25 protein-coding genes are annotated in these 22,816 nt (G+C 59.2%); 12 read left to right on the forward strand and 13 right to left on the reverse strand.

Features of this window, described 5'->3' with window-relative positions; all coding sequences use genetic code 11:
- Positions 1 to 3: 3 nt before the first annotated feature.
- The 7 genes from virB5 to KUV26_RS23770 all read right to left on the reverse strand — a co-directional run bounded on the left by virB5 (position 4) and on the right by KUV26_RS23770 (position 5,114).
- Positions 4 to 726, reverse strand: coding sequence for a P-type DNA transfer protein VirB5 (virB5, locus tag KUV26_RS21230; RefSeq protein ID WP_222509905.1), 723 nt, complete (start codon positions 724 to 726; stop codon positions 4 to 6).
- A complete protein-coding gene (locus tag KUV26_RS21235; protein ID WP_222509906.1) occupies positions 723 to 3,083 on the reverse strand; it encodes a VirB4 family type IV secretion/conjugal transfer ATPase in 2,361 nt (786 codons plus the stop codon). Before KUV26_RS21235 ends, virB5 begins: the two co-directional genes overlap by 4 nt.
- Entirely contained in the window at positions 3,083 to 3,406 is a 324-nt protein-coding gene (locus tag KUV26_RS21240; protein WP_261400040.1) for a type IV secretion system protein VirB3, read from the reverse strand. The genes KUV26_RS21235 and KUV26_RS21240 overlap by 1 nt, the downstream gene beginning before the upstream one ends.
- 28 nt (positions 3,407 to 3,434) lie before the next feature.
- Positions 3,435 to 3,722 (reverse strand): TrbC/VirB2 family protein, encoded by a 288-nt coding sequence (locus KUV26_RS21245; RefSeq protein ID WP_222509908.1) that lies wholly within the window; start codon positions 3,720 to 3,722, stop codon positions 3,435 to 3,437.
- Between the two features lie 11 nt (positions 3,723 to 3,733).
- The gene (locus KUV26_RS21250; protein ID WP_315900161.1) at positions 3,734 to 4,339 is read right to left on the reverse strand and encodes a lytic transglycosylase domain-containing protein; all 606 of its coding nucleotides are present in this window, start codon (positions 4,337 to 4,339) and stop codon (positions 3,734 to 3,736) included.
- A gap of 40 nt (positions 4,340 to 4,379) precedes the next feature.
- Positions 4,380 to 4,652, reverse strand: a complete 273-nt coding sequence (locus KUV26_RS21255) for a hypothetical protein (RefSeq protein ID WP_222509909.1) — start codon at positions 4,650 to 4,652, stop codon at positions 4,380 to 4,382.
- A gap of 228 nt (positions 4,653 to 4,880) precedes the next feature.
- A complete protein-coding gene (locus KUV26_RS23770; protein ID WP_261400051.1) occupies positions 4,881 to 5,114 on the reverse strand; it encodes a hypothetical protein in 234 nt (77 codons plus the stop codon).
- A 250-nt stretch (positions 5,115 to 5,364) separates the two neighbouring features.
- Here KUV26_RS23770 and KUV26_RS23830 point away from each other — a divergent pair, with 250 nt between their 5' ends.
- Positions 5,365 to 5,700 (forward strand): hypothetical protein, encoded by a 336-nt coding sequence (locus KUV26_RS23830; protein WP_315900162.1) that lies wholly within the window; start codon positions 5,365 to 5,367, stop codon positions 5,698 to 5,700.
- Between the two features lie 122 nt (positions 5,701 to 5,822).
- Entirely contained in the window at positions 5,823 to 6,203 is a 381-nt protein-coding gene (locus KUV26_RS21265) for a hypothetical protein (protein WP_222509911.1), read from the forward strand.
- A 118-nt stretch (positions 6,204 to 6,321) separates the two neighbouring features.
- Here the strand turns inward: KUV26_RS21265 and KUV26_RS21270 are convergent, their stop codons facing one another.
- Together KUV26_RS21270 and KUV26_RS21275 are read right to left on the reverse strand one after the other, a co-directional pair.
- On the reverse strand, positions 6,322 to 7,647 hold the full coding sequence (locus tag KUV26_RS21270) for a type II toxin-antitoxin system HipA family toxin (RefSeq protein WP_222509912.1): 1,326 nt from the start codon (positions 7,645 to 7,647) through the stop codon (positions 6,322 to 6,324).
- Complete coding sequence (locus KUV26_RS21275) at positions 7,647 to 7,898, reverse strand: helix-turn-helix domain-containing protein (RefSeq protein WP_222506745.1); 252 nt, start codon at positions 7,896 to 7,898, stop codon at positions 7,647 to 7,649. Before KUV26_RS21275 ends, KUV26_RS21270 begins: the two co-directional genes overlap by 1 nt.
- An 888-nt stretch (positions 7,899 to 8,786) precedes the next feature.
- Between KUV26_RS21275 and KUV26_RS21280 the strand changes: the two genes are divergently transcribed.
- Positions 8,787 to 10,274 (forward strand): hypothetical protein, encoded by a 1,488-nt coding sequence (locus tag KUV26_RS21280; protein WP_222509913.1) that lies wholly within the window; start codon positions 8,787 to 8,789, stop codon positions 10,272 to 10,274.
- 414 nt (positions 10,275 to 10,688) lie between these two features.
- Here the strand turns inward: KUV26_RS21280 and KUV26_RS21285 are convergent, their stop codons facing one another.
- The 3 genes from KUV26_RS21285 to KUV26_RS21295 all read right to left on the reverse strand — a co-directional run bounded on the left by KUV26_RS21285 (position 10,689) and on the right by KUV26_RS21295 (position 12,851).
- Positions 10,689 to 11,042, reverse strand: coding sequence for a hypothetical protein (locus tag KUV26_RS21285; RefSeq protein WP_222509914.1), 354 nt, complete (start codon positions 11,040 to 11,042; stop codon positions 10,689 to 10,691).
- Between the two features lie 359 nt (positions 11,043 to 11,401).
- On the reverse strand, positions 11,402 to 12,238 hold the full coding sequence (locus KUV26_RS21290) for a GNAT family N-acetyltransferase (protein WP_222509915.1): 837 nt from the start codon (positions 12,236 to 12,238) through the stop codon (positions 11,402 to 11,404).
- A gap of 340 nt (positions 12,239 to 12,578) precedes the next feature.
- A complete protein-coding gene (locus KUV26_RS21295; RefSeq protein ID WP_222506256.1) occupies positions 12,579 to 12,851 on the reverse strand; it encodes a hypothetical protein in 273 nt (90 codons plus the stop codon).
- 50 nt (positions 12,852 to 12,901) lie between these two features.
- On the opposite strand from KUV26_RS21295, the gene KUV26_RS21300 reads away from it, so the two are divergent.
- From KUV26_RS21300 to KUV26_RS21310, 3 genes are read left to right on the forward strand one after another with little or no spacing between them, the layout of a single operon-like run.
- Positions 12,902 to 13,192, forward strand: a complete 291-nt coding sequence (locus KUV26_RS21300; RefSeq protein ID WP_174149209.1) for a hypothetical protein — start codon at positions 12,902 to 12,904, stop codon at positions 13,190 to 13,192.
- Positions 13,193 to 14,329 carry a WD40 repeat domain-containing protein gene (locus KUV26_RS21305; RefSeq protein ID WP_222509916.1) on the forward strand — a complete coding sequence of 379 codons (1,137 nt, stop codon included), beginning with the start codon at positions 13,193 to 13,195 and terminating at the stop codon, positions 14,327 to 14,329.
- 19 nt (positions 14,330 to 14,348) lie between these two features.
- Positions 14,349 to 14,528 (forward strand): hypothetical protein, encoded by a 180-nt coding sequence (locus tag KUV26_RS21310; protein WP_222506254.1) that lies wholly within the window; start codon positions 14,349 to 14,351, stop codon positions 14,526 to 14,528.
- Here KUV26_RS21310 and KUV26_RS21315 read toward each other — a convergent pair.
- A complete protein-coding gene (locus KUV26_RS21315; protein ID WP_222506253.1) occupies positions 14,525 to 15,478 on the reverse strand; it encodes a hypothetical protein in 954 nt (317 codons plus the stop codon). The two genes, KUV26_RS21310 and KUV26_RS21315, sit on opposite strands and share 4 nt — an antisense overlap.
- Before the next feature lie 95 nt (positions 15,479 to 15,573).
- On the opposite strand from KUV26_RS21315, the gene KUV26_RS21320 reads away from it, so the two are divergent.
- From KUV26_RS21320 to KUV26_RS21345, 6 genes are all read left to right on the forward strand, one after another.
- Positions 15,574 to 16,818: an RNA polymerase sigma-54 factor gene (locus KUV26_RS21320; protein WP_222509917.1), complete on the forward strand. Its 1,245-nt coding sequence runs from the start codon at positions 15,574 to 15,576 to the stop codon at positions 16,816 to 16,818.
- A gap of 590 nt (positions 16,819 to 17,408) precedes the next feature.
- Positions 17,409 to 19,073 (forward strand): methane monooxygenase, encoded by a 1,665-nt coding sequence (locus KUV26_RS21325; RefSeq protein WP_222506251.1) that lies wholly within the window; start codon positions 17,409 to 17,411, stop codon positions 19,071 to 19,073.
- 71 nt (positions 19,074 to 19,144) lie between these two features.
- Positions 19,145 to 20,203, forward strand: a complete 1,059-nt coding sequence (locus tag KUV26_RS21330) for an NADH:ubiquinone reductase (Na(+)-transporting) subunit F (RefSeq protein ID WP_222506250.1) — start codon at positions 19,145 to 19,147, stop codon at positions 20,201 to 20,203.
- Between the two features lie 45 nt (positions 20,204 to 20,248).
- On the forward strand, positions 20,249 to 21,310 hold the full coding sequence (locus KUV26_RS21335) for an aromatic/alkene monooxygenase hydroxylase subunit beta (RefSeq protein WP_174149214.1): 1,062 nt from the start codon (positions 20,249 to 20,251) through the stop codon (positions 21,308 to 21,310).
- A gap of 23 nt (positions 21,311 to 21,333) precedes the next feature.
- Complete coding sequence (locus KUV26_RS21340) at positions 21,334 to 21,708, forward strand: MmoB/DmpM family protein (protein ID WP_222506249.1); 375 nt, start codon at positions 21,334 to 21,336, stop codon at positions 21,706 to 21,708.
- A gap of 82 nt (positions 21,709 to 21,790) precedes the next feature.
- Positions 21,791 to 22,816 carry an amidohydrolase family protein gene (locus KUV26_RS21345; protein ID WP_222506248.1) on the forward strand — a complete coding sequence of 342 codons (1,026 nt, stop codon included), beginning with the start codon at positions 21,791 to 21,793 and terminating at the stop codon, positions 22,814 to 22,816.

The raw sequence follows: 22,816 nt of genomic DNA on the forward strand, positions 1-22,816 counted from the left end.
TCATCAATTTTCAGAAGGGTAGTTCTGGAACATGCGCTGTGCAGCCGCGCGTTCGCGTTCAATCATTTGCAGTTCAACCTGCCGCTGCCTTTGAGCCTCTGCCTTGGTCTGCGCCTCTTGCAGCATGGCGAGCCCCTGGATGCGGTTGGTGTCGTTCTGCAGCATGGCCTGCTCGACCGAGAGGCGGGCGTTCAGGGCGTTGATCTCCTTCTGAGTTTCCGCCCGGCCGATTTCCATGCGCAGCTTTTCCAGCCCGGATAGCCGGTCGTCGGCTACCTGCAGAATGCGGTCTCCCATGGCGGCATTCCGGGCGCTCTGGCCTTTGATGCGCTCCAGTTCGTTCCGGTAGAAATCCTCGGCGGAGATGTCCGCGCCAATCAGAGAGGCATGATCGTAGACATCCCGCGCGGCCCCGGCCAGTTCCCCCAAGCCATCGAGATCGACATCAAAGGCGCTGGCAATCCGCATTGCATCAGCACCCAGCAGCTCCCGGACTTTGGGATCATTAAGCGCCTCGGCAATGTCATCCATGCTGGTCAGGCCGTTCACAGAGTCATAGAGACGTCTGGCCTCCTCAAGCTCCTTTGCCATCTGCGCGAGTTCCTTGGCGAACTGCGCCTTGGCGTTGGCGATGGCTGTAGCATCGACAACTGGGACACCTGCGGCATGCGCGCCTGTGCATGACAGGGTCAGAGCGACTGCGGATGTGAGCAGGAGTTTTTTCATTCCATCTCCTTTCGTCTTTGGAACAGAAGGGGAAGCCAGTGTGCAGGATCCGGGTTATCAGCCCGCAGCTCACGCATGATTTCATTGGTGGCGGTGCGGCCTGAAAGAACAGTCAGGACGTCATCAAGCCCGGTCAGATCCAGATCGCAGACCACCGAGTTCCCGCCCTGTTTCACCAGGAAGTGTCCCCGCGGCAGCTCGTTCCGGATGATGTCGAATTCCCGTTCGGACAGCCCGAAGCCGTCTATAAGGTCGGCCCGGCTGGCCTTGTCCGAGCCGAAGAAGATCAGGTTCGCACATTGCTCAATCACGGTCCGGGCGATTGGGCTGGCAAGCACGTCCGAGGGGGACTGGGTGCCTGCTACGATGATGCCGTTCTGCTTCCGGATCACCTTCAGCTTGTCCCGCACAAAAGACACGAAATAGGGGTCCGACAGCGCTTTCCAGAATTCATCGATAAAGATTGCGATGCGCTGGCCGTTGATCAGCTGCTCGACCCTGTACATGAGGTACATCATGATCGGATTGCGAATTTCGGGGTCATCCAGGAACGCGGTGATATCAAAACCCGCCAGGCTGGCCCCGAAATCGATTGTGTCCGCCTGGTTATCGAATACCCAGCCGAGCTGGCCGGCCTCGCACCAGCGGTCGAGCCGGTTGCCGATATCCCCGGCGCCCCGGCCGAAGCCCAGCAGTTCTTTCAGCGTCGAGACCGAGCGCTGTCCGCGGGGCAGGGTGGCCAGCGAGGCAACTGCAGTTTCGATACGCTTCTGGTCTTCGGCAGAGAAACGGCAGCTGTCGTCGCCGCCGCTCAGCATGCTTTTCACCAGCGAGATGAGAAACGGCGTGGCTTCGGGCGTCGCGTCGATCGCCATGAAGGGGGCACAGCCCGTTGGCTGCCCGGGCTGAAAGCTGAGGTAGCTTCCGCCAAGAGCGCGCACGAAAATCTCGCAGCCGTAATCCTTGTCAAAGAGGATGCCCTTCGCCCCGAACTTTTCCAGCTGGGACAGCATGAAGGTCTGGAAAACGGTCTTGCCCGAGCCGGAGGGGCCGCAGATAAGCGCATGCCCCAGGTCTTCGACATGGAAGTTGTAATAGAAAGGGGTGCCCGCGGTGGAGCGCAGTTTGGCGACGGCGCCGCCCCATTCGTTACCGCTCCTGTGCCCGGCCGGGAAATTGTGCAAGGGGGCCATTGCCGTGAAATTCCGGCTGGTGACCAAGGCAGGGCGGATGCGGAACGGGTGATTGCCGGGGAGCTGGGACCAGAAGGCGCTTTCAAGGCCCAGGTCTTCCCGGCCCGCGACAGCGCCGGATTCCGACAGCAGGTTCTTGGCGTCTGCCACGTGGTTTTTCAGGGCCTTCGCGTCGCTGGCAAAGACCGCCAGGCTGAGGTTGTGTTCGCCCATGACGTAATGGCCGGACATGAGCTCATCGCGCGCTTCGACCAGTTGGTCCGCCTGGGACAGCGCAGGATCCTTGGAGTTGCGCATGCGGCCTTCCTTGAGCGACATGGCACGGAGGGCTTCATTCTTGGCCACGCAGCGGAAGGATTGCGTCAGCACGAATTGAAACGGGGCCGTCAGCAGGTTGTCGAGCATATTGGGGCGGGTGACGGCGTGGTACTCCTTCACGCCGAACATGGCACCAAAGGTGGAAGCGGCCGGGTGCCGGATCTCAAACGCCTCCCGGCCGAAAATCACCCGGTCGGTGTAGATCGCATTGCCGATGGTGCCCATGACAACAGGGACGGGCTCATTGTGGCCGGTGATGAGCTGTCGCAGCACACTGGCAGGCTGGGAGATCAGCAGGCCCCGGCTGTTGCGCTCCACAGCCAGCCGCCGGGGCTTGAACCGGCTCAGGTTGCTGAGGAGCTGCAGGGTTTTGTCATCCAGTTCGCCAAGCAGATCCTGGTCCACCTCGATCTGGCTGGTCCGGGCGCGGCGGACACCTTTCGCCAGCTTGGCGCCGGGCAGCTCCCGTGGCTGCATGTAGACCGTCAGGTAAATATCGTTTCTGAAGAGTGTCTTCCGCTCAAGCTTTTCGCGGTAGGCGGCGTCAATCCACTTACTTGTCTCCGATGAGAAACCGCCTTCGGGGTAGTCGTCATCTGCTGTGCGGACCACGTGCACGTAAAGCATCATATTGTCATCGGCGATGTTGCGAAGGGCATGGTTGAGGTTGTTGTGCAGGGTATTTATCCGCTGCCGGTCAGCGGTTTCAAAGGAGACGCCTTCCAGCTTGAGCATCTGGAAAGCGCCGCGGCCGCGCGTGATAATGGTGTGCTCGTCGGAGTGCCGGATATACGGCAGGTAGCGGTCAGCGGTCAGCTCCGCTTTGATTTTCTTGGCAAAACCCATCAATCAATTTCCTCGATCCTGTAGTCCCGCTTGAGGCGCAGAGCCGAGGACGAAGAACCGCCCCAGAACCGGTGATTGAGGCAGTGTGCGCCGGTGTCGAACCAGCGGAACAGAATGCGGAAGGCGTTCTGGTCGCGCTGCACGATGAAACGTGACACGGCGAGAAAAGGGAGAGCCAGGAGCAGGTAGAAAATCGAGTCCGCAGCAATCATTGCCAGGCCCGCGGCCCCGCAGGAGATCGCAAAGGCTTCCATAGGAATGCCCCAGATCATCGCCGGGCGTGTCAGCGCCAGGAACAGCGGATCCTCGTTGATCTTTTCCATGTCCAAATCGCCTCCCTTTCCCGGTTGCTCAAGCGGTGATCATCGTCAGCACATCGGTCGAGGCGTAGATCAGGACGATGCCGCCCACGACCCAGCCTGCGCGCCGCAGGTCAACGAAGTTGAAGAGCCAGCCAAGCCCCACCAGCATGAGCCCGATGAGGGCGAGCGGCTGTTTCGCGTTGTTGAATTCATCAACGATGTTGTTGAAGAAATCCGTGAAGCCCGCGGCCGCGGCAGGCTGTGCGGCCAGGGTCAGGATGGCGGCCATGACAATGGGCGCCGCAAAGTTGCGGCGTTTGGCGAAATCGGTTCGCATGAAGGTCTCCTTTATTGAAATACAAGTGCTGCGGATGTGCCGGAACTTCCGAACACATCCCAGCGGGTTGCCGCATCCGCGGCAGCTGCTGTTACAGGGGGCCGATCTGCAGAATTGCGGCGGCCTGTTCCGTCCCCGCCCAGCACGCGCGCCACATAGCCGTTTGTGAAACCGCGCGTGAACGAGCCGGTGTTATAGGCCGAGAGGGCTTTCCCCAGCGCATCCTCTCTGGATGCGCCTGCCTCCCGCGCGCGCTCATACCCGTCGCGCAGAACCTTGGCAGAGGCTTCAAGGTTCCTGCACGGATCAAAAACGGTTTCCGGGGTGAGCCCCAGCCAGGTAAGATTGGCGCTGTTAATCTGGCCGAGCCCCATGTCGATGGACGCGCCTTTTGCGATCAGCTTGCGCGACACCGCGGCCGCCTCTGCGGCGCTGGCCGGGGCATAGCTCCGGCTGTCCGGGCCATTCACCCCGATTGCAAACGGATTGAACGCGCTTTCTGAGCGGACAATCTTCTCCAGGATATGGAGCGCGACGCCCGGAGCGCAGTTTTCGGCAATGGCTTCAAATGCCTGGCGGCTGAGCTTTCCGGCTGAGGCGGGAGCGGCTGATGCCACTCCGAGTACAGCAGCGAGCAAGAATGCCGACGGGCGGCTTTTAGCTGCCGTTGCTGCTTTCCTGACCGCTGTCGTCCGGGATCGGGATAAACAGGCCTTTGGCGCCGGGGTTGTTCCGGATGTGGAAGGACAGCAAGGCATCCGCTGTTTTGAAAATCCGCGGGCCGCCGGTCTTTGAGGAGGTGACAATCTCCTCGTGGCCGTCAGGAGAGATAGCCCACAGTTCCCACTGCCAGCCTTTTGGTGTGTTAATGGGGCGGTATTCGACTTGGCCGCCCTTCTTGAAAAATGAAGGAAGTGCATCGCTGGTCACTACTGGTCGGTTAATTCGCATCTATCCTCACCTGCCGAAATACGATGACAGGTGCAGTTAGCTTTGAATCACAATCTACTCCAAGAGGAAAGCGCTAAAAGTAAAAAAGCGCGAATACCAAGAGAGAGCAAAACGCAATATGCGTGAAATCGCTAAGAGCGCCAATCACGGAAAAACAGGTGGACGCAGGCATCGTTCGTCGGGTAACGCTCCGCCAGCCAACGTGTATTAGAGCGTTTGGACATTCTTGAGTTGAGTAACATGATTTTGGATCGCGCGTATGATTTGCAGGACACGTAAAACGGTAGCGGCCGGGCTGCTAGCAGCTTCAGCGGTAATAGGCGGAATTTCGCGCACGGAGGCGGCGCCGATCGACTGCGCGATTTTGCTCTGCCTTTCAGGTGGTTGGCCATCCTCGGCAGAATGCGGCGCGGCGCGCGCGGAGTTCATCCGCAGGATCACGCCATTTCCGATTGAGCCGCCGCTGCAGATCTGGCGGTGCCCGATGGGAGCGTCCTATAGTCCCATGCAACCGGCCAGCCCTGTAGAACGCCTCTATGACGCTGCAATCAGCGATAGTGAGGCACTTGCGGAGCTTCGGCTGCAGCCGGGAACGGCGGAACTGCCATCACTCACGACCGGCGAGCCTCGCGCCGTGCCGTTTCCGGCAGCCCTTCGCCAGCTCAAGCAGGACGGAGCACCTCCATCCGGATTGCTTGAGCTGGCTGGGGACTATTCCACGGAAAACGGGCGTGCCGACATCGACATCAGCAATCGCGCCTTCGATTTTGTCCGCTCCATCCGCGTCTACCATGTGAAGTTCGAAGCGCGGAGGGAGAAGGATTATTGCGGAGAGATCGACAGCACCCAGGTTGGCACCTACGGCGTTCAGGGCGGCTTTTCCTGGCATGGCTACAGCGCCCGGGGTGTGCCAAGCTATGTGATGCCAACCGTCAAGGGATGCCCGGAAGGCGGCCGCATCCGGGCGGTTGGTGTCGAGTGGAAGGACTACGAGGGCAATACCGGGTCGGAGCTCGTCTATTACTGAGACCTTTGCCGCTGAGTGGTTGAACCTCAATGATTGCGGCACATTTCAGACCTTGGGTCTCTGAGGTTCACCGGACATCAACCGGCTTTGATCGGGCTTTCAGCACGGAAGAGGAGGGAAATGTGAGCATTCGCTTCCTGATGGCGGTTGCCGTTGCAATGGTGCCGGGAAACCTGGCTGCGCAAGACTGTGTCGAACCGGTGCGGCCGGAACTGGCCTATTTGGAAGATGCCGGGTTCACCGGTGCTGAAATGCGGGAGCACTACCGCCTCTACTTCGCGGACGTGGAGGTCTACCTGAATTGCCTGAATGCCAGCTCCGGCCGGATCCGGGAGGAGGCCAGGGCGGCGGCATATGATTACCAGCAGGTATTGAACCGGCGCTCGTACGCGACAGACGCGGAAACCGATGGGGAGCACAACGCTTCAGAGGTCAGCATGCGCGAAAGCGGTGAACTTTACCTGTCATACAAGCCCGGATCCGGGGAGGGAGACCGGGAATGATTCGCTAGCGAGCCACGGCCAGTTGGTGTCTGGTTTCGTGCTGTTCTGCTATGGTTGTCCACTTTGTGCTGCCGGAGTAGGAGCGGGTTGTTTCGTTCAGGCAGCCGCTTGCGGTGTTCTAGCCCTTAGGGGCAACAGCCGATTGTAATCCGCCCAGGCGTTCGCGGACGGCCTCGCTGATGGCATCAATTACATCGGTTGGGAAACCCGCCGGCATGGACTCTGCGGCTGTTTCGAGCGCCTTGGGCGCACGCTCTGCAATGTCTTCAATGAGGTCGCGCGCACGTTTTTTCGAGAGCCCCGCCCGTATGGCCGTTTGCATGAAATGCCGCCCGTGAATCTGGTCGAAGCGATAATGGCGGCTGTTGCCCACCGACATCGCCATTTTCATTTGCTTGCGCTCGATCTGGCGGGCGTTAAGTGCAGGCTGGGCAGTCAGGATGTCATAGAGCGGGGTCATGCGGTAGCTGCCACCCGGACTGAGAAACACGCTGAAGTTCTTGGCATGGCCGTCTGTTGCACCGATCAGCCAGAAGATCAATTGAGCCTTCAGGAAGGTTGCCTGATCTTCGAGGGGCGTATCGCTGCCTTTGAGCAGGCCGAGAATGTCGGCCATGCCCGGTCCGCCCTCATTCTGGTACTTCAGGGTTGGGGGTACGGACAGAGCCTGGCAGCAGTCCTCTTGCGGCAGGCGCAGGAGGCGTCCGTCCTTTGTCCAATGGCGGTCGAAACGCTCTATCACAAGGGCTTTGGTACCCCCGAAGGTTTCAATGGCGGCGTTGTTCACCGGCAGGCCGAAGGCTGATGTGAGTCTGAGGCAATAGTATTCGTTCTCGACGCTGTCCGAGAGATCGATGCCGCCGGGCAGCTCGCCGATCTGTGTCTTGATGAGATGTGTGGTTGGGGTCGCGCCGTGCGGCTTGATCCATTGCCCGTCATGCCGGAGCAGGGCGGTTTTTTCTTGGGCGCCCGCCACGGAAATCCGGAACGCGTCATCTCCCGTGAGGCCGAGAGGTGCCTGGCTCAGGCCTTTCAGTATGTTCTCGATGACCACGGCATCAACCGTTTCGCCCTCCAGCCTGCCGGTGGTGTCAGGCGCAAAATCATCCCCCGCGATGAATTGCAGCGCGCCTACACAGTCACGACCGATCTTGGTCAGCATATTGTAGGCGTCAATGCCTCGGGCGCCGACTTTTTCGGCAACAAGGCGGCGAAGCTTGTCCGAGTCAGGCAGCAGGTTCTCGAAAACCGCCGCAACAGGCTCTCCCCGGTACGGCGTTTCTCGCAATGGCAGCGAAAGTGAGACAGGCAGGGCATGCTCCCAGGCCAGCCAGTCGTGGTGATAGACAAAGCCGATGGCACCGTTTCTTTCACGGGTGAGTGTTCCGACGCGGCGGTTGTTCAGGTAAATCCGCAATGGCATAAATGCGGGGCGCCGTCCCATTAGAAAAGCTCCTCGATATCCTGCCCGTGCCCTTTGGTGCGCTTGTCGATGCTGAATTCCAGGTCAAGAGCTGCAAGAACGGCCAGGATGGTGTCGAGCTTCGCAAGCTTCTCGCCGCTTTCGACTTGGGAGATCGTGGCCTGGCGCAACCCAGCGCGTTCAGCAAGTTGCGATTGTGACCAGCAGCGCTTTTTGCGCGCGCGCTGGATGATGGAGCCGATCTGTCTTGGTGTGCGAGCGAGTTCTTTCATATGAAGATGATACGCTATGACGAATAAATTAACAATATACGCTATGGCGGATAAATTTAAACTATACGCTTAAGCGAGTAATGGAGTTTTATGCGCCGTAACGCATGAAGGGTTCTGGGTGCTTTGAGCAAGTTAGAAGATTGTGCATCAAAGGTGCACTGGCCTGGGAAAGTTTGAAGACGTCGGCCGCTTCATTTCCTTGCGTAACCCTTCTGTATCGGCTTGCATCAGGTTGCTTGCTTTGAGCAGGGCGGCTGGGCCTATTCCTATTTCGCACGGCTGAAGCGGGCTCGGCGTATTAGAGGGGCCACACCTCACGCAGCAAGCTGCCGGAGCGCGTTTTCCTATGTCCGGCCACACGACCCAGTATGCCTATGAAAACAGCTCCTAAATGTGGATAGCCGAGTGGCTGGTTTCTCCTGAAGTCGCTGACCTCAGGAAAATTTCTAGCGCAGACAGGGGCAAAATGCCAGCCTCTGCGGTGGTCCACAGTTTCTCCTAAATTCTCCCACATGCTTAGCCTGCGGGGGTGATACAGAACATCGTTTTATAGCTCTTCACCGCGCCGTGCAGGGTCGGTTAGAAAGGCGCTCGACAGGCCTTGCCCATGACAGAAGTCAGCTTTGGTCATTGGTCGACCACGCAAACTGCCTGCAAAATTCTTCGTCGCGGTCTGCATTTCCTGCCGTTCGCTGCGATAGCAAAGTTACTCTCGGGGCGAACTCACGCACTGCGGGACAGAGCGAACTTTCGCTGCAAGTGTGCCAAAGTCTGGTTTCATTGGAAAACTGCTGACTATATGGCGCATTCCCGGCGCCTGCATTAGAGTAAGAATCAAAGCTCAATAACACCAATGACGGAATTCACCCGTTGCAAAATGAGGCCGCAATGCTCAACAGGTTTTCGATTTTTCTTGCGATTGCTTTCGCGTGGAACAGCGCATTGCATGCTGAAGAGTTCTGCGCTGTGCCTTTAGCGGTCAGCAACTCTGTTTCTAACGAGCATTGGGGGTCCCAAACTGAAGTTCTTACGGTGCCGGGATTCGCGAATTCCTTCATCAAACTTGGGCGAAACGAAATTCTGACCATAAAAGATAGGGCTTTGACCGAATTTGAAGGGCCACCCCTTTCAAACTGGAACCGCTTGATGCCGAATATCATAATTGATCGGAAAGGAGAGACTTGGGCCTATACCACGATACGCGAACCCGCGCTCTTTCGGCTCACAGCGAATGGTGAGTTTGAGCGTCACGGCTTGTCTAGTTTATCTGATCTGGATGGACTGGCAGACCCGGATTGGCGGCGAACACATTCTGATCGCACAGACCGAAGGCGGCTTAATCGCGACGGTCCGATTTTCGCCGTAAAATCAGGTGAACTTTATAGGGTTGTCGGAACCCTACCAACGAAAGTTCAAACGCCGCCGGGCTGGGGCCCCAGGATGCCAGTCCCAATAGATATTAACGGGCTGGGGGACTTTGCTCATGTAGACGGTAGAATATGGTATCGCACGGGCTCTGAGAGTTCTTGGCAACAAGTCGCCAGAATAAAGGATCTGTTAAGTCTCTATTCTCAGTCGCCGTTTTCGATTTTTGATGTGTTATTCATCAAAGACACCGGACGTTTGCTACTCCTCTTGGAAGATCGAGCCCTTGTTGGCCGTTTTGATACCGATCTTCGACATCCTATATTCGACTACCAGTTTTCAGGTGACATCGTCCTTGATCAAGCATCAGGGAAGGTCCTCGTATGGGCCGGCGCGCCACTTACTCAAAGCCGCGTGGACGAACCTAAACTGATTACAGAAAGCGAGGGGTTGTGGGAGATGACACCCGGAACTCCTACCAGAGTCGCTGGTTTTCAAGCACTCGCGCGTAGAACAAGTGGTGGAGTTCCTTACATGAGCTTCGTTTTTCACGAACCATCTGAGTTGACCTTAACGAGCCATAGTAACGGGTTCGCAGCGTATGATGGCGAAAGCCTGATTGATCTATCCGAATGGCGAGAGGGTCGGCCTTCTGCCACCGACAATCTAAGGCTCAAGAAGATCGGAAACGCTTATTTCGCAAAGGATCACCAAAGGCTCTTGAAAATTGAATCGGATTTGAGTGCTGCTGAAGTGGTGTTACCTGAAACAGTCGAGTGGCTGTGGGACGTCGTTTTCAGCGAGGCACTAGGCAGCTATTTCCTGTTCTCACCTGCATGGGAAAATACCTACAGCACGAAAGACTTTATTGATTTCAGTATTGTGAGAGACGCCCCGATGGGAGTTAGAAGTCTGTCTGGCGACGTTGCTTCTGCACATGGTCTCTTTGGTAACTCAGATGACGATGCTTTTGTGGTTCAATTCTGTGGAGAAACAGCAGACCTTAAATGAACCTTGCCATGTCGTAGCAATGACAAAGCAACTGCCTATGCTTAGTCGTCAAGCTGCTTGCCACAGGATAGCAATTGTCCCGATTGCAAAGTGTATCGCACTCTCTCGAAAGCGGTCACTCACGCAGCCCGCAGCATTCGGTATTTTGGGCTCTTGACCGGGCATTCGCCGCGCCAGGCGTGAATGACGGCAGGCAGCCCCAAGCTGCCCCCTTGCCTGGCGACCAGCCTGGCGGGCCAGCACATGCAGGTCGGGCGGCTTGCGGTCTTTCTCCACATCTGCAGAGCGGACATGCACTGAAGCTGATTGCCGACATTAGGCGGTTCTCACATCGGCGGTTGTTCTGCGTTGCAGCATGATAGGGCGAAGCAAAGCAGTCGGGCTCGGATAAGTCGGTTGCATGGTGTTTGGAACTCAGTCCAGCAGCAGGCCGAGGCCATTGCCGTTGCGGGTCGCTGCGACCTTGGCTCGGCCCAGCCGCTTAGCAAGCGTCCCCAACGGGTAACCCAGGAACTTGCAGGAACAGATACGGGCGCCGCTCTGTCGGTCGTTCAGAACCAGCCGACCCAAGTAGAAGCCTAAGTCGAACCCTTTGCCTGCAAGCCGGCGGCGCAGCCCAGCCCAACTGGAGGATTGCCGAAAAACCGGTTCCAGAACCATGCGCAGTAAAACCCCGGTTTCACAATCGAGACGATTGCTTTCTTCCGGTCCGCGCCACCGGGTCTGCAATGGACCGGTTTCCGTGACTAGATCGGGTTGATACATCATTCTTCGATCCTCCGATGCCGCACGCGGCGTCTCCTGATGCGGAAGTAGCAAAGCGTGGCCTGGGTACCCATACCCCGGCGTTGCAATGCGTGAACAAGTCTTGCCGCGGACCCGTGAAACGCGCGTGATTACGGCAAACGTCGTGCAATCACGGTTCCAGATTGAGGAAAACTCGGTGAGTCAGATTTCGGAGAATCTTAACCGTCAGATTCGGATTGGTTTTTTTAGAGCAAAAATTTCCAACTACGCGGGCGCGTAGCAGAACTTCAGGGCCACGCTGCCGCTGATCTGTCGCGATACGTTCCGGGAGTTACAGTTTGACGTGCCGGAGTTGATACACTGGTCAGCCCCGGATCAATTCAAGACCCCGCGGCAAAGGCGCTGGCCAGGCCATCCATGACCTGCACACGATATCGGATATCCTCTGCCTCCGACAGAAAGCACAGGCGCGGGCCTGTTTTGGTGAGAAGAGCCATCCCGACACTACGGCGATTGTCGTCGGAAATCACGAACAGGCCCTGGCCGGGGCCGCGGTAGCGATGCTCTTCGATGAAGCCGGGGAGGGCTTCGCTCTCGGGCCAGTGGGCGGACTTGGTCGTCGGCAACATGCGCGCCAGCGTCGGAGCGTCTTGTTGCCGGGCCGGGCGGAGCGACAGGTTGCCCGCCAATAATATCAGGGGATGCAGCAGGTGCCATTGTTCGGGCGCCATGACGTAGTCAAGGCAAGGCTCGGAGGTTTGCGTGCCGTGAAAGAACATGCGCCGTGCGGCGGGGCAAAGTGAAAATCCAAGTCCGGTCAGAAGCGCGCGCGACGCGGTATTATCTGCATGACAGGTGGCGATCAGGGGCGGACCAGCGTTAGCAAAGCGGGCCGTAATGGCCAGTTTCAGCGCCCGCCGCATCAGACCCTGGCGCCAAAATTCCGGTGCTAGCCAGTACCACAGCGATGCACCGATACAGAGCCCGCCCGCCACCTTGTTCTGGTATTCGATGATCCGCAGGTTCTCGCCGGGATGCGCGCCATGGGCCAGAAGCTGGCGCGCTGCCTCGGGCCCGAAAGGCTGGGCGACCGCGGCCAGCCAGCGGGCGACGCGGATATCGTTGAATTGCCCGGTGACAACGGTCTGGTCCGCCGCGGTCAACGGGCGCAGGCGCAGGTCGCCCTTGGTCAGAATTTCAGGAAGACTATCCATCATCCCGTGTTGTCCGGCTGCGGTTCCCTGCCAGATGAGCGCAGAACAGGCACCCGAATCAAGCCAGTGATTCGGATGCTTATCATGTTCGGAAAAATTTCTGCGGCGCGGCGAAATAGGCTTCGAAACAGGCTGTTACACAGCCGCGCGCAAAACGTAACGCAATTTTACACATTTTCGGAACGGCCCGCGGAAACCGCAGAAAAACGCGGCTTCCGGCCCTTTCTGATTGCGTCAACGTGCCGCTCGGATACCCTGTGTGCCACCCGGAAAAACGGGGCCCGTGGGAGGGTGGCCAATGCAGAAAATCTCAAGCAGGCAGCGCAACAGATCACTGGGGGCTTTAGTTCGGCCGGTCGGAGCCCTGCGCCCCGGGCAGGAAGTCCCAGATCGCGGAAAGATCGCTGACCATGCGCAGATGAACCTGCCGGAGAAGGTCGCTCTTGAGAGGATCGTCCAGGTTTTCAACGGCTTTGCGCGCCGTCTGCATGTCCAGAGGATCGCCAGTTTCCAGCGCGCGGTCGATGGCGTCGCGGCAGCTCCGGCCGACACCCTCGGCGGTGCTGCAAACCTCCTTCAGCGCCCGGAAAAAGCGGAGATCGGCGGGATCTGTCATCGGATTTGCCTTTCGCTGGGAAAACCGGCGCCGGTTTACAGGGGGCGCCCATGACAGGTCAATCACGCAAAACCGGCGATATCCTTATGGACCGGGTGAAGACCATCCAGGCGATCGCCCAGGCCAATACGGAACAGCTGCGGCTGAACCAGAAGGCCAGCGGCCTGATGGTACTCGAGATGAAGGACATGCAGGACGGGGTCGAAGACCACGCCCACGAGGACGCGCAGGCGCAGAACGACGCAGCGCTCAAGGAAAACACTGAAATGATCAACCGGCTAGAGGCCAGGCTTTCCGCCCTGGACGAGGAATTGGAAGCCGCGATGAAGGAGCAAAGCTGAATGACACAGCACAAGCCGCCGCAAGCAATGACGCTTTTCGACTTGATCGCCCGCACATGGGACGTGAAGACCGAGGTGCGCGCGCTTCAGTTCAATGCCAAGGGGACGTCCCTGGCCGCGCAACTGGCCGATGGCCAAATGGCTTTTGTCTCGGTCCAGGACGCCGAGAGCCCGGACAGCCGGGTACGGGTCGAGGCCGATACCGGGCGGTCGAGCATCCGGCCCCGGTCCAAGCCGCTGCCGCCTCCGGTATTCAGCGAAGCGCCCGCGGCGCGCGTTGATGTGCCGATGTGCCGGCTTGGCGATCAGGGCTTTGCCTTTCCCCATGCCGAGACGGGTGCCCTGTGGCGCGCAACCGCGCGAGGGCAGACCCTGGCAATGAATGCGGCGTGCCAGGATGCGGTCACCGCGTTGGCAACCCTTTCGAGCTCTGGTCAGGTGGCCGTCGCGCATGGGGCACGCCTGGCCCTGGTAGCCGAAACCGGCGGGGCTGAGGTGGCTGGTATCAAGCTGGATCACGGCGTTACCCGGATTGCAGTTTCTGGCGATGAATCCTTGTTGGCCTGCTGGGGTGCGGGTCAGGTGAGCATTGTCCGTGCCGAAGACATAACCTGCCTGGCGCAGATCACCTGCGACGGCAAGGTGCTGTGCCTCGAATGGTCTCCCTGCCAGCGCTGGCTGGTGGCGGGCTGCGAAGACAAGGCAGTGTTACTGGTCGATGTGACCGCGAGCGCCTCGGACCGGATCGTCGATTTCCCGGCACCGGTTCTGTCAGCACAATTCAGCGACCAGGCCAAGGCGGTCATCGCCTCAGGCGCGTTTCGGGTAGTGGGGTGGTCCTTGCCGGACCTGCCGTTCGGTGACCACGCCGGTGCGCCGATCGAGACCGGAAAGCCGGGGCTGACGATTGTCGACTGGGTGGCGGTGCATCCCAAGCGGGATCTCTGTGCGGTTAGCTACGGCTCCGGCCTCGTCATGCTGTGCCGCATCGGACACCCGGATGAAATGCTGGTGCGCGAAGGCACAGGAGCGGCGGTTTCTGCGCTGGCCTGGTCCGACGATGGCGCGCATCTGGCTATCGGTGGGGAGGACGGCAGCCTGTCGATCGCCACCTTCCCCAAGAACATGTTCAAATAAATGCCCAGGGAGGAAATCAATGACACAAGTGCTATCCGCCGAAGAACAAAGCAAGGACCGTTTTTTTCAGCAACTCGCCAAAGTGGCGGAGGAGATGGTTGAGGAACACGGCAAGGATTTTGCCGCTGGCGCGCTGGTTCTGGCCGCGCGCTGGGTGGCGGAAAACCGGCTCGGCAAACCCGAAGACTTGCAACACTAGTGGTGTTTGGCTGTCTTCGGTGTGTTCGCGGGCGGCGCCGATAGGCTCTGAATCTGATTGATGATGATTTTGCTCATCGGAGCGGCCAGCGCGGCAAGCGGGTTGGCCGAGGGAGTGGAATTTGCCGCCTTAGCGAGTGCGCCGGTCAAGTCGGGTTCAAGCAATTGCGAAAAGGCACAAAGCTCATGAATGCGAAAGGTTGCAAAATGCAGGCTGTCCCCATTTACCAGCACTGCGCCCTGTTGACGCCGCGGCGCTTCGGTTTTGAGCGCGTTGCTGTGGACCGCCGCACCCAGCGTGGTCAGTACCGATTTTCGCCACTTGGCGTAATCGGTGTCGTCGGAATAGTCGATGCCCACTTCATAGAGCTTTTCGGAAATCGCGCGGAAGGCACGGCCCCCGGCAATGTGGCGGCGCCAGAAATCGCTGGCCTCTTCTGCGCTGCGGCAGGCGGCGAAACGCTCCGCCAGTTTGCGGCGGATCAGGATCACCAGTGCCATGTCCACGTCTTCCGACAGCGGCCGGGCGATTTGCATCGCGGGCATCGGCAGGTCAGTCAGCGCCAGAAGGCGCAAGGCTGCAAGCTGTTCGGTCAACCGGGCAGAGAGCGCCGCCAGCCCGTGCCATTGCGCCGCGTTCAGCCCGTCGGTCTGGTGCTGACGTCCGATAGCCGCGGCCTCATGCAGCGCCCGGGCCCAGAGCACCGCCTGATCGTAGAGAAACACCAGGTCGACATCGGTGCTGGCGGGCGCCGCCTCGACCCGGGGCAGAGCGCGGAACCCCGGCAGGCTGCGCAGGCCCACGCGCCAGCCATGGTCGAAATCCAGACCGGCGGCGGACCAGAGTTGCCGCACCCGTGCCAGAAGCTGGGGCGAAAGGCCCGGATAGGACAGTTCCGGCGCGGCACCATCGAGCGGGATAATACCACCGTTGGGGGGATGCGGGCTCATCTTGCTGCTTTTCAATGGTTTCTTTTTCTCAGGATAGCGCGGCGCCTGGCCTCGGGGCCAGCGTTTTGTCGGCTGTTCGGGCAGGAGGCGGTTCCATGCCTTTGAAGACTCAGTTGCGAGTGCAACACCGCCAAGTGTTCCGGCTGGGTCAGGTCGTGACCCTTTTGCAGATGTCCGCGGCCGAACTCGATGAGCATCTGGCCGCAGAGGCGCAGGCGAACCCGATGCTGGTTTTGCGCCAGCGCCGGGCCGCCGGGATGAGCGCCACGGATGTGCTGGAAATGACCGCGGTGGAACAGGCAAACAGCCTTTATGATCATGTGTTCCGCGAATTGGCCGGCCTGATCGGTCAGGGCGGGTTGATGGAAAAACTCATCACCGCGCTGATTGCGGAACTTGAGCCGTCGGGCTGGTTGGCGCGCGCACCGGCGGAGATTGCCGAAAGCTTGGAATTGAGTGGGGAGTTGGTGGAAACCGCGTTGCGAGTAGTCCAGAAACGCGTCGACCCGGCGGGGCTGTTCGCGCGCGATCTCATAGACTGCCTGCGGTTGCAGCTGGAAGACCAGGATGTGATGACCGAGGACATGGAGATGGTGCTGGATCATCTTCCTGCGCTGGAAAGCGGCGGCCCGGCGGCACTGGTCCGGGCGACCGAACTGTCGCGGGATAGGGTGCAGGATTGCCTCGCGCTGCTCCGTCGACTCGACCCGAAACCGGGCAGCGCCTTTGTCTCGGATCCGACGCTTACACGTGAACCCGATGTCCGGATCACGCCGTCAGGCGAGGGCTGGGAAATCGAATTTCTGTCGTCCTGGCAGGGGGATATCGAAATCGCCAAGCTTCCGCGGGGTGGTCGGGCAAGCGAGGCCAGTGAAGCGCTGGCCAAGGCGCGGGCGCTGAAACATGCGCTCGATATGCGGGTGTCGGCGCTGAAAGAGGTGGTGGGCGAAATCGTGGAGCGCCAGGGCACCTATTTCCGCTTTGGCGACCGCGCGCTGGCACCGATGACGCTGTCCGAGATTGCGCGGGAAACCGGATTTCACCTCAGCACCGTCAGCCGAGTGCTGAACGGTTTGCTGATCGAAGGTCCGAACGGCATTGTTCTTGCGCGCAACTTGTTCACCGGCACGGCGTCGGCCCAGGCTACCCAGTCCAAGCCGCAAGTCCAGGCGCGCATTCGGGCGCTGCTGGCCGACGAAGACCCGAAGAAGCCGCTGTCCGACCGGCGGCTGACGGCCATTCTTCAGTCCGAAGGGATCGCGGTGTCGCGCCGTGTCGTGTCCAAGTACCGGCAGGACATCGGCATCCACGCCGCCGCGAAGCGTCGGCTGCGGGCCTGACGCCGCAGTCCCTCAGCGCTGTACTGCTCCACAGAAGCAGGCATCCGGATGCGGTCGCAGATCCGCAGGGTTCCGGCATGCTGCAATGCAGAAGATCCAAAATATTTCAGAGGTTTGCCCTGACAGGTGCGGTGCTTTCTGGGCGCTCGGTCCGGCGGGTATAACGCGGGTGTTTCAGCAGATGTAACGAAGCGTAAAATTCCTGAAACGGCGATTGTAACGTTTTGCGACAATCTGTCCAAAGGCCTCGACCGGCGTCGGCCTCAAGCAAATTGTCCCGCGAAGAACCCATCGAAAAATAATATTCAAAATCAGTCTGTTAATGGATTTTTTCGCGCTACTTCGGGCGTCTGCCGAATTCTGGAACCGGCCTTGCCTGAAGAGAACCACAAGACGCCAGCGCCCGGACAGGACGCTCAAAGAACGAAGGACAGGGAGAGAGACCAGCAGCCGCCACGATGCAGCGGGTGTGTCGAACTTCTCAACCTTTGCCGAGAACCGGCGCCTCAAGTGGGCGCCAAACCGAAATGGCAAAAGCCGCCAACCGGGTGCCGGGCGACTGGCCCCAGAGCTTTAAGGAGGCTCATGGCATGACTTTGACGCTCAACAAGATCACGTCCCAACGTGGTATCTCGGTAGGGGAGGCCACCAAGAAGATCTCGGATCTCGGATGGAATCCGTCCTACGTCCAAGAGGCCGCCACCTTTCCGACCGACTACAAGATTACAAAGGCTCCGCGCGACCCGATGAAGCAGGTCCTGCGCTCCTACTTCCCGATGGAAGAGGAAAAGGACAACCGTGTTTACGGTGCGCTTGATGCGGCGCTGCGCGGTGACATGTTCCGCAATGTGGAGCCGCGCTGGATCGAGTGGATGAAGCTATTCTTGGCAATAATTCCCTTCCCCGAAATCTCGGCCGCCCGCGCGATGGCAATGGTCGCACGTATCTCACCCGGCGAGGATCTCCGCACCGGCTTCACCATGCAAATGGTCGATGAATTCCGCCACTCCACGATTCAGATGAACCTGAAGAAGTGGTACATGGAGAACTACATCGACCCGGCCGGCTTCGACATCACGGAAGAGGCCTTCGGTAAATGCTATGCCACCACCATTGGCCGACAATTCGGTGAGGGATTCATCACAGGTGACGTGATGACCTCGGCCTGTATGTACCTGACCGTGGTCGCGGAAACCGCTTTCACTAACACGCTCTTCGTGGCCATGCCCTCAGAGGCGGCGCGGAATGGCGACTATGCGCTGCCCACGGTTTTCCTCTCGGTCCAGTCGGACGAAAGCCGCCACATCGGCAACGGCCACTCGCTTCTAATGGCCGCGTTGAAGGAGCCGGAGAACCACCTTCTGCTGGAACGCGACCTGCGCTACGCCTTCTGGCAGAACCACGCCATCGTTGACGCCGCCATCGGCACGTTCATCGAATACGGCACCACCAACCGCGACAAGGAAAAGGAATCCTACGCAGAAATGTGGCACCGGTGGATCTTCGAGGACTACTACCGGACCTACATGCTGCCGCTCGAAAAGTACGGCGTGAAGGTGCACCACGACGACGTTCAGGAAGCCTGGAAGCGGATCACCGAAAAGAACTACGTTCACAAAGTCGCCCAGTTCTTTGCCGTCGGCTGGCCCGTCAACTTCTGGCGCATCGAAGCCCAGACTGAGAAGGACTTCGAGTGGTTCGAGCACAAGTACCCCGGCTGGTACGCCGAGTTCGGCGAGTTCTGGAAGTGGTATGCGAAACTGTCGAAGCCGGGTGAGAAAGTCGTCACTTTCAACGAGGACACCGGTTACGTCTATCCGCACCGCTGCTGGTCCTGCCTCGTGCCTTGCCTGATCCGCGAGGACATGGTGGTCGATGAGATCGACGGTGAGCTGCACACATTCGCCCATGAGCTGGATCGCTGGACCGCGGTCGAGGCATTCTCTGACGAGTACCAAGGCCGGCCGACACCGGCGATGGGCAAGTTCTCGGGCAAGCGCGAATGGGAAACTGTCTATGACGGCTGGGACCTTGCGGATGCCATCAAGGATCTCAACTTCGTCCGCGACGACGGCGAGACCCTGATCCCGCAGCCGCACCTGCGCTTCGACAACAAGGACATGTGGAAGCTGGAGCACGTTCGCGGCCACACCCTGGCTTCACCGTTGAAAGCGCTGCGCGCCATGTCGCCCAGCGATCGCGAGGCGCACATCGCAGAGTACCGCGCAGGCTTCACCATCAATCCCTGCAACTGATCACGACCATCGCTGGGGCCGCGTGAGCGGCCCCGGCACACCCGCAAGCACGGGAGAGGGAGGAAACAACAATGACGGACATCTACAACGTGCGCCTTGAGCCGGTCGGCGTGGAGTTCGAGGTCGAGGACGGTGAATACATCCTTGACGCCGCCTTTCGCCAGGGTATCGCGCTGCCGCATGGCTGCAAGGAGGGCCAATGCTCGGCCTGCAAGTGCGTCCAGCTCGACGGCGAGACCGAGATGGAGAATTACTCGACCTTCGCACTCAACGACATGGAAAAGGACGGCGGTCATATTCTGATGTGCCGCTCGCTGGCGCTCAGCGATCTCGAGATCGAATTGCTGAATTACGACGAAGAGGTGCTGTCCAAGAGCATCCCGGTCAAGCAGTTTACCGGCCGGATCACCGATTTCCAGAAGCTCACCCATGACATTCGCGGAGTCCAGATCGAACTGGATGCGCCTTTGAAATTCTGGGCGGGTCAATATGTCGACATTACGGTCAAAACTGAAGAAGGGGAGGAGATTACACGCTCGTTCTCCATGGCAAATCCGCCGAGCGAAACCCAAAAACTCGGCTTCATCATCAAGAAATACCCCGACGGAAGGTTTAGCAACGAGCTCGACGACGGCGGCATCAAAGCCGGTGCAGAAGTCAGCATCGAAGGCCCCTACGGCATGTGCTTCCGACGCGAAGAGCGGCAAGGACCCGTGATCCTCGTCGGCGCCGGCTCGGGCATGTCGCCGGTCTGGTCAATCCTGAATGACCAGGTGACCAGCGGCGAAGATCGTCCGATCTACTTCTACTATGGCGCCCGCACGCAGGACGACCTGTTCAAGCTCGACGAGATAAGAGCCATCACCGACGCCCATCCCAATGTCGAATTCATCCCCGTCCTCAGCCATGAGGAAGATGGCAATGGATGGGACGGCGCGCGCGGCTTCGTGCACGAATACGTAGACACGCACCTACGCGAGCTCGGGATCGACGGCGAGGGCGATGTCTATGCCTGCGGACCGCCGCCGATGATCGATGCGCTGACGCCAGTGCTCTTCATGCACGACTTCGATACCGACCGCATCTTCTACGACAAGTTCACGCCCACGTCCGGTTCTTCGGGCCACTGACGGCCCGAACGCTCGTGACGTGAACGAAAACCAAGGGAGGCAATCATGCCAGCAACATCCAGCTCAGTCGGATCCGGTGCCGCCGGTGCCGCGGAATTCATCGGCTCCAAGAGCCGCAAGTACAATTACTTCGAACCGCGTGGCAAGCGGGCGACCCACTACGAGGACGTCACCGTCGACGTCCAGCCCGATCCCGAACGATACCTGATCCAGAACTGGATCATCGAGTTCGAGGGAGGCAAGGGCGGCGGTGCCTACCGGAAGGACAACACAGCGGCGCTGTCGTCGAACTGGCACGCCTTCCGTGCGCCCGACCAGGAATGGGAGCGCACTCATTACCAGCGCCAGTCGAAGATCGAGACCATGGTCCAGAACGTGATCTCGAACGCCCGCAAGGCCGGCGCGCACAAGGTCTTCGACAAGAACTGGCAGACCATCCTCCAGAAACACCTCGGCGCTTGGAAACACGCGGAATTTGGTCTCGGCACCTCGCTCATGCAGGCGCAGCGCTACGGCTATACCCAGATGATCAACAACGCCACGCTGACCAATTCCTCCTACAAGATGCGCCTGACCCAGGACATCACACTCTACCTGGCCGAGATCGGCATGGACATCGACGGCTGGGATGACACGCTGGGCAAGAAGATGTGGCTGGAAGATCCGGTCTGGCAACCCTGCCGCGAGGCGATCGAAACGATTATGGGATCGGAAGACTACCTAGAGCAGTATTTCGCCATCAACATCGTCTTTGAGCCGATGGTGGGCGAGCTAATCCGCTCGGGCTTCTTCATGCAGGCGGCCGCAGCCAACAATGACTTCATCACCCCGCCGGTAATTTCCGCCGCCGAAGCTGACTATGAGCGCAACCTCGCGAACACCGTCGATCTGATCTACCTGCTGGCGCACGACGAAGAGCATGGCGAACACAACCGCGCGCTCTTCAAGTCCTGGCTCTCCAAGCACGGCGACCTGGCGGAAAAGGCCACCACCGCGCTTCAGCCAATCTGGTCGCAGCCGCATTCCAAGCCGGTCTCCTTCGAGGATGTCAAAGCCGTCTCGCAAGAGCGCCTTGGCAGAATCATCGCCGAGCTGGGCTTGTCGTAACTCTCTGAAAAGGAACTGGAACTATGTCTAGCACAGCGCGCAATGCGTCCAACCAGAACATCTTCAAGTCGATGAAGGACATCGACCTGACTTCACGCGAGGTCTCGCACCAGTGCGGTGTCACCATGAACGACAGCGTCGAGGCCCGCGCCATCGCCGAGTTCATGGAGGAAAACGATCCCAAGGTCACAATCACCTACAACCCGGCAACCATCCGGATCGATGGCGAGGGCAAGCTGATCTTCAAGATGAGCGAGATCACCGAGTACCTGGGCCGCGAGATGACTGCCGAGACCTTCGAGGTCAACACCTCGACCCACTACGGGCGGATGGTCCGGGTCGACGACGATACCGTGATCCTGTTCGGCGACATGAATGAGGTCATGGAATACATCTGATCGACCTCTGACAGCTCCGGGGCCGCTGCAGCCGCTACGCCCCGGAGCCCCCAATTTCTCAGCCAACGCAAGGGAGTACACCATGTTCAAGACACCGAATGGAAAAGAAATATTCGTGATCGACGGGCACACTCATTTCTGGGACGGCAGCCCTGAGAACCAGGCAAATATACACGGCAAGCAGTTTATCGACTGCTTCTATGCCTACCACACGAACCTGAGCCCGGAAGACCAGCTCTGGGAAAAGACCAAGTTCGAGAAATACTCCGAGGACGACATCTACCGCGACCTCTTCGTCGAAGGGCCGGACGACATGGCGATCATTCAGACCACTGTGCTGAGCGATTTCTACAAGAAGGGCTTCGGCTGCCTCGAACGGTCTAGCGAGATGGCCAAGCGCCACCCGGAACGCTTCATTGTCAACGGCTCCTTCGATCCGCGTGATGGCGAAAAGGCGCTGGAATATATTCACTACATGAAGGAAGTCTACGACATTCAGGGCGTGAAGATGTACACGGCCGAATGGAACGGTGATAGCAAGGGCTGGGCGCTGAACGATCCGTCGGCCTACAAGTGCTTTGAACTCTGCGAGAAACTTGGCATCAAGAACATCCACGTCCACAAGGGCCCGACGATCATCCCTTTGTCGAAGGACGCCTTCAGCGTCGATGACGTGGATTACGCCGCCACCGACTTCCAGAATCTGAACTGGATCGTGGAACATTGCGGCCTGCCGCGGCTGGACGATTTCTGTTGGATCGCGACGCAGGAGACCAATGTCTATGCCGGGCTGGCGGTGGCGATGCCCTTCATCCATTCGCGCCCGCGCTACTTCGGCGAAGTCATGGCGGAACTGCTCTGGTGGGTCGGCGAGGACAAGCTGCTGTTCGGTTCGGACTACGCGATCTGGACGCCTGGGTGGCTGGTCGAGAAGTTCTGGAACTACCAGATCCCCGAAGACATCTCGGCCGAGCGCGGCGGGGTGCAGCTGACCGACGAGATCAAGGAAAAGATCCTTGGTCTGAACGCGGCAAGGCTATACGGCATCGATGTGGCGGCCAAGAAGGCCGAGCTGGCCGGCGCTCCGGTGCAGATCGCGGCGGAGTAG

It is taken from the genome of Leisingera daeponensis, from assembly GCF_019801465.1.
GTDB lineage: Bacteria > Pseudomonadota > Alphaproteobacteria > Rhodobacterales > Rhodobacteraceae > Leisingera > Leisingera daeponensis_A.

Bases quoted from the DNA above. Each gene is read 5' to 3' on its own strand.
- KUV26_RS21335 (WP_174149214.1), top strand. From the start codon at position 20,249: ATGCCAGCAACATCCAGCTCAGTCGGATCCGGTGCCGCCGGTGCCGCG.
- KUV26_RS21275 (WP_222506745.1), bottom strand. From the start codon at position 7,898: ATGAAAGAACTCGCTCGCACACCAAGACAGATCGGCTCCATCATCCAG.
- KUV26_RS21245 (WP_222509908.1), bottom strand. From the start codon at position 3,722: ATGCGAACCGATTTCGCCAAACGCCGCAACTTTGCGGCGCCCATTGTC.
- KUV26_RS21290 (WP_222509915.1), bottom strand. From the start codon at position 12,238: ATGATGGATAGTCTTCCTGAAATTCTGACCAAGGGCGACCTGCGCCTG.
- virB5 (WP_222509905.1), bottom strand. From the start codon at position 726: ATGAAAAAACTCCTGCTCACATCCGCAGTCGCTCTGACCCTGTCATGC.
- KUV26_RS21320 (WP_222509917.1), top strand. From the start codon at position 15,574: ATGCCTTTGAAGACTCAGTTGCGAGTGCAACACCGCCAAGTGTTCCGG.
- KUV26_RS21280 (WP_222509913.1), top strand. From the start codon at position 8,787: ATGCTCAACAGGTTTTCGATTTTTCTTGCGATTGCTTTCGCGTGGAAC.
- KUV26_RS21235 (WP_222509906.1), bottom strand. From the start codon at position 3,083: ATGGGTTTTGCCAAGAAAATCAAAGCGGAGCTGACCGCTGACCGCTAC.
- KUV26_RS21325 (WP_222506251.1), top strand. From the start codon at position 17,409: ATGACTTTGACGCTCAACAAGATCACGTCCCAACGTGGTATCTCGGTA.
- KUV26_RS21285 (WP_222509914.1), bottom strand. From the start codon at position 11,042: ATGATGTATCAACCCGATCTAGTCACGGAAACCGGTCCATTGCAGACC.
- KUV26_RS21305 (WP_222509916.1), top strand. From the start codon at position 13,193: ATGACACAGCACAAGCCGCCGCAAGCAATGACGCTTTTCGACTTGATC.
- KUV26_RS21345 (WP_222506248.1), top strand. From the start codon at position 21,791: ATGTTCAAGACACCGAATGGAAAAGAAATATTCGTGATCGACGGGCAC.
- KUV26_RS21340 (WP_222506249.1), top strand. From the start codon at position 21,334: ATGTCTAGCACAGCGCGCAATGCGTCCAACCAGAACATCTTCAAGTCG.
- KUV26_RS21270 (WP_222509912.1), bottom strand. From the start codon at position 7,647: ATGGGACGGCGCCCCGCATTTATGCCATTGCGGATTTACCTGAACAAC.
- KUV26_RS21300 (WP_174149209.1), top strand. From the start codon at position 12,902: ATGACAGGTCAATCACGCAAAACCGGCGATATCCTTATGGACCGGGTG.
- KUV26_RS21310 (WP_222506254.1), top strand. From the start codon at position 14,349: ATGACACAAGTGCTATCCGCCGAAGAACAAAGCAAGGACCGTTTTTTT.
- KUV26_RS21315 (WP_222506253.1), bottom strand. From the start codon at position 15,478: ATGAGCCCGCATCCCCCCAACGGTGGTATTATCCCGCTCGATGGTGCC.
- KUV26_RS21240 (WP_261400040.1), bottom strand. From the start codon at position 3,406: ATGGAAAAGATCAACGAGGATCCGCTGTTCCTGGCGCTGACACGCCCG.
- KUV26_RS21295 (WP_222506256.1), bottom strand. From the start codon at position 12,851: ATGACAGATCCCGCCGATCTCCGCTTTTTCCGGGCGCTGAAGGAGGTT.
- KUV26_RS21330 (WP_222506250.1), top strand. From the start codon at position 19,145: ATGACGGACATCTACAACGTGCGCCTTGAGCCGGTCGGCGTGGAGTTC.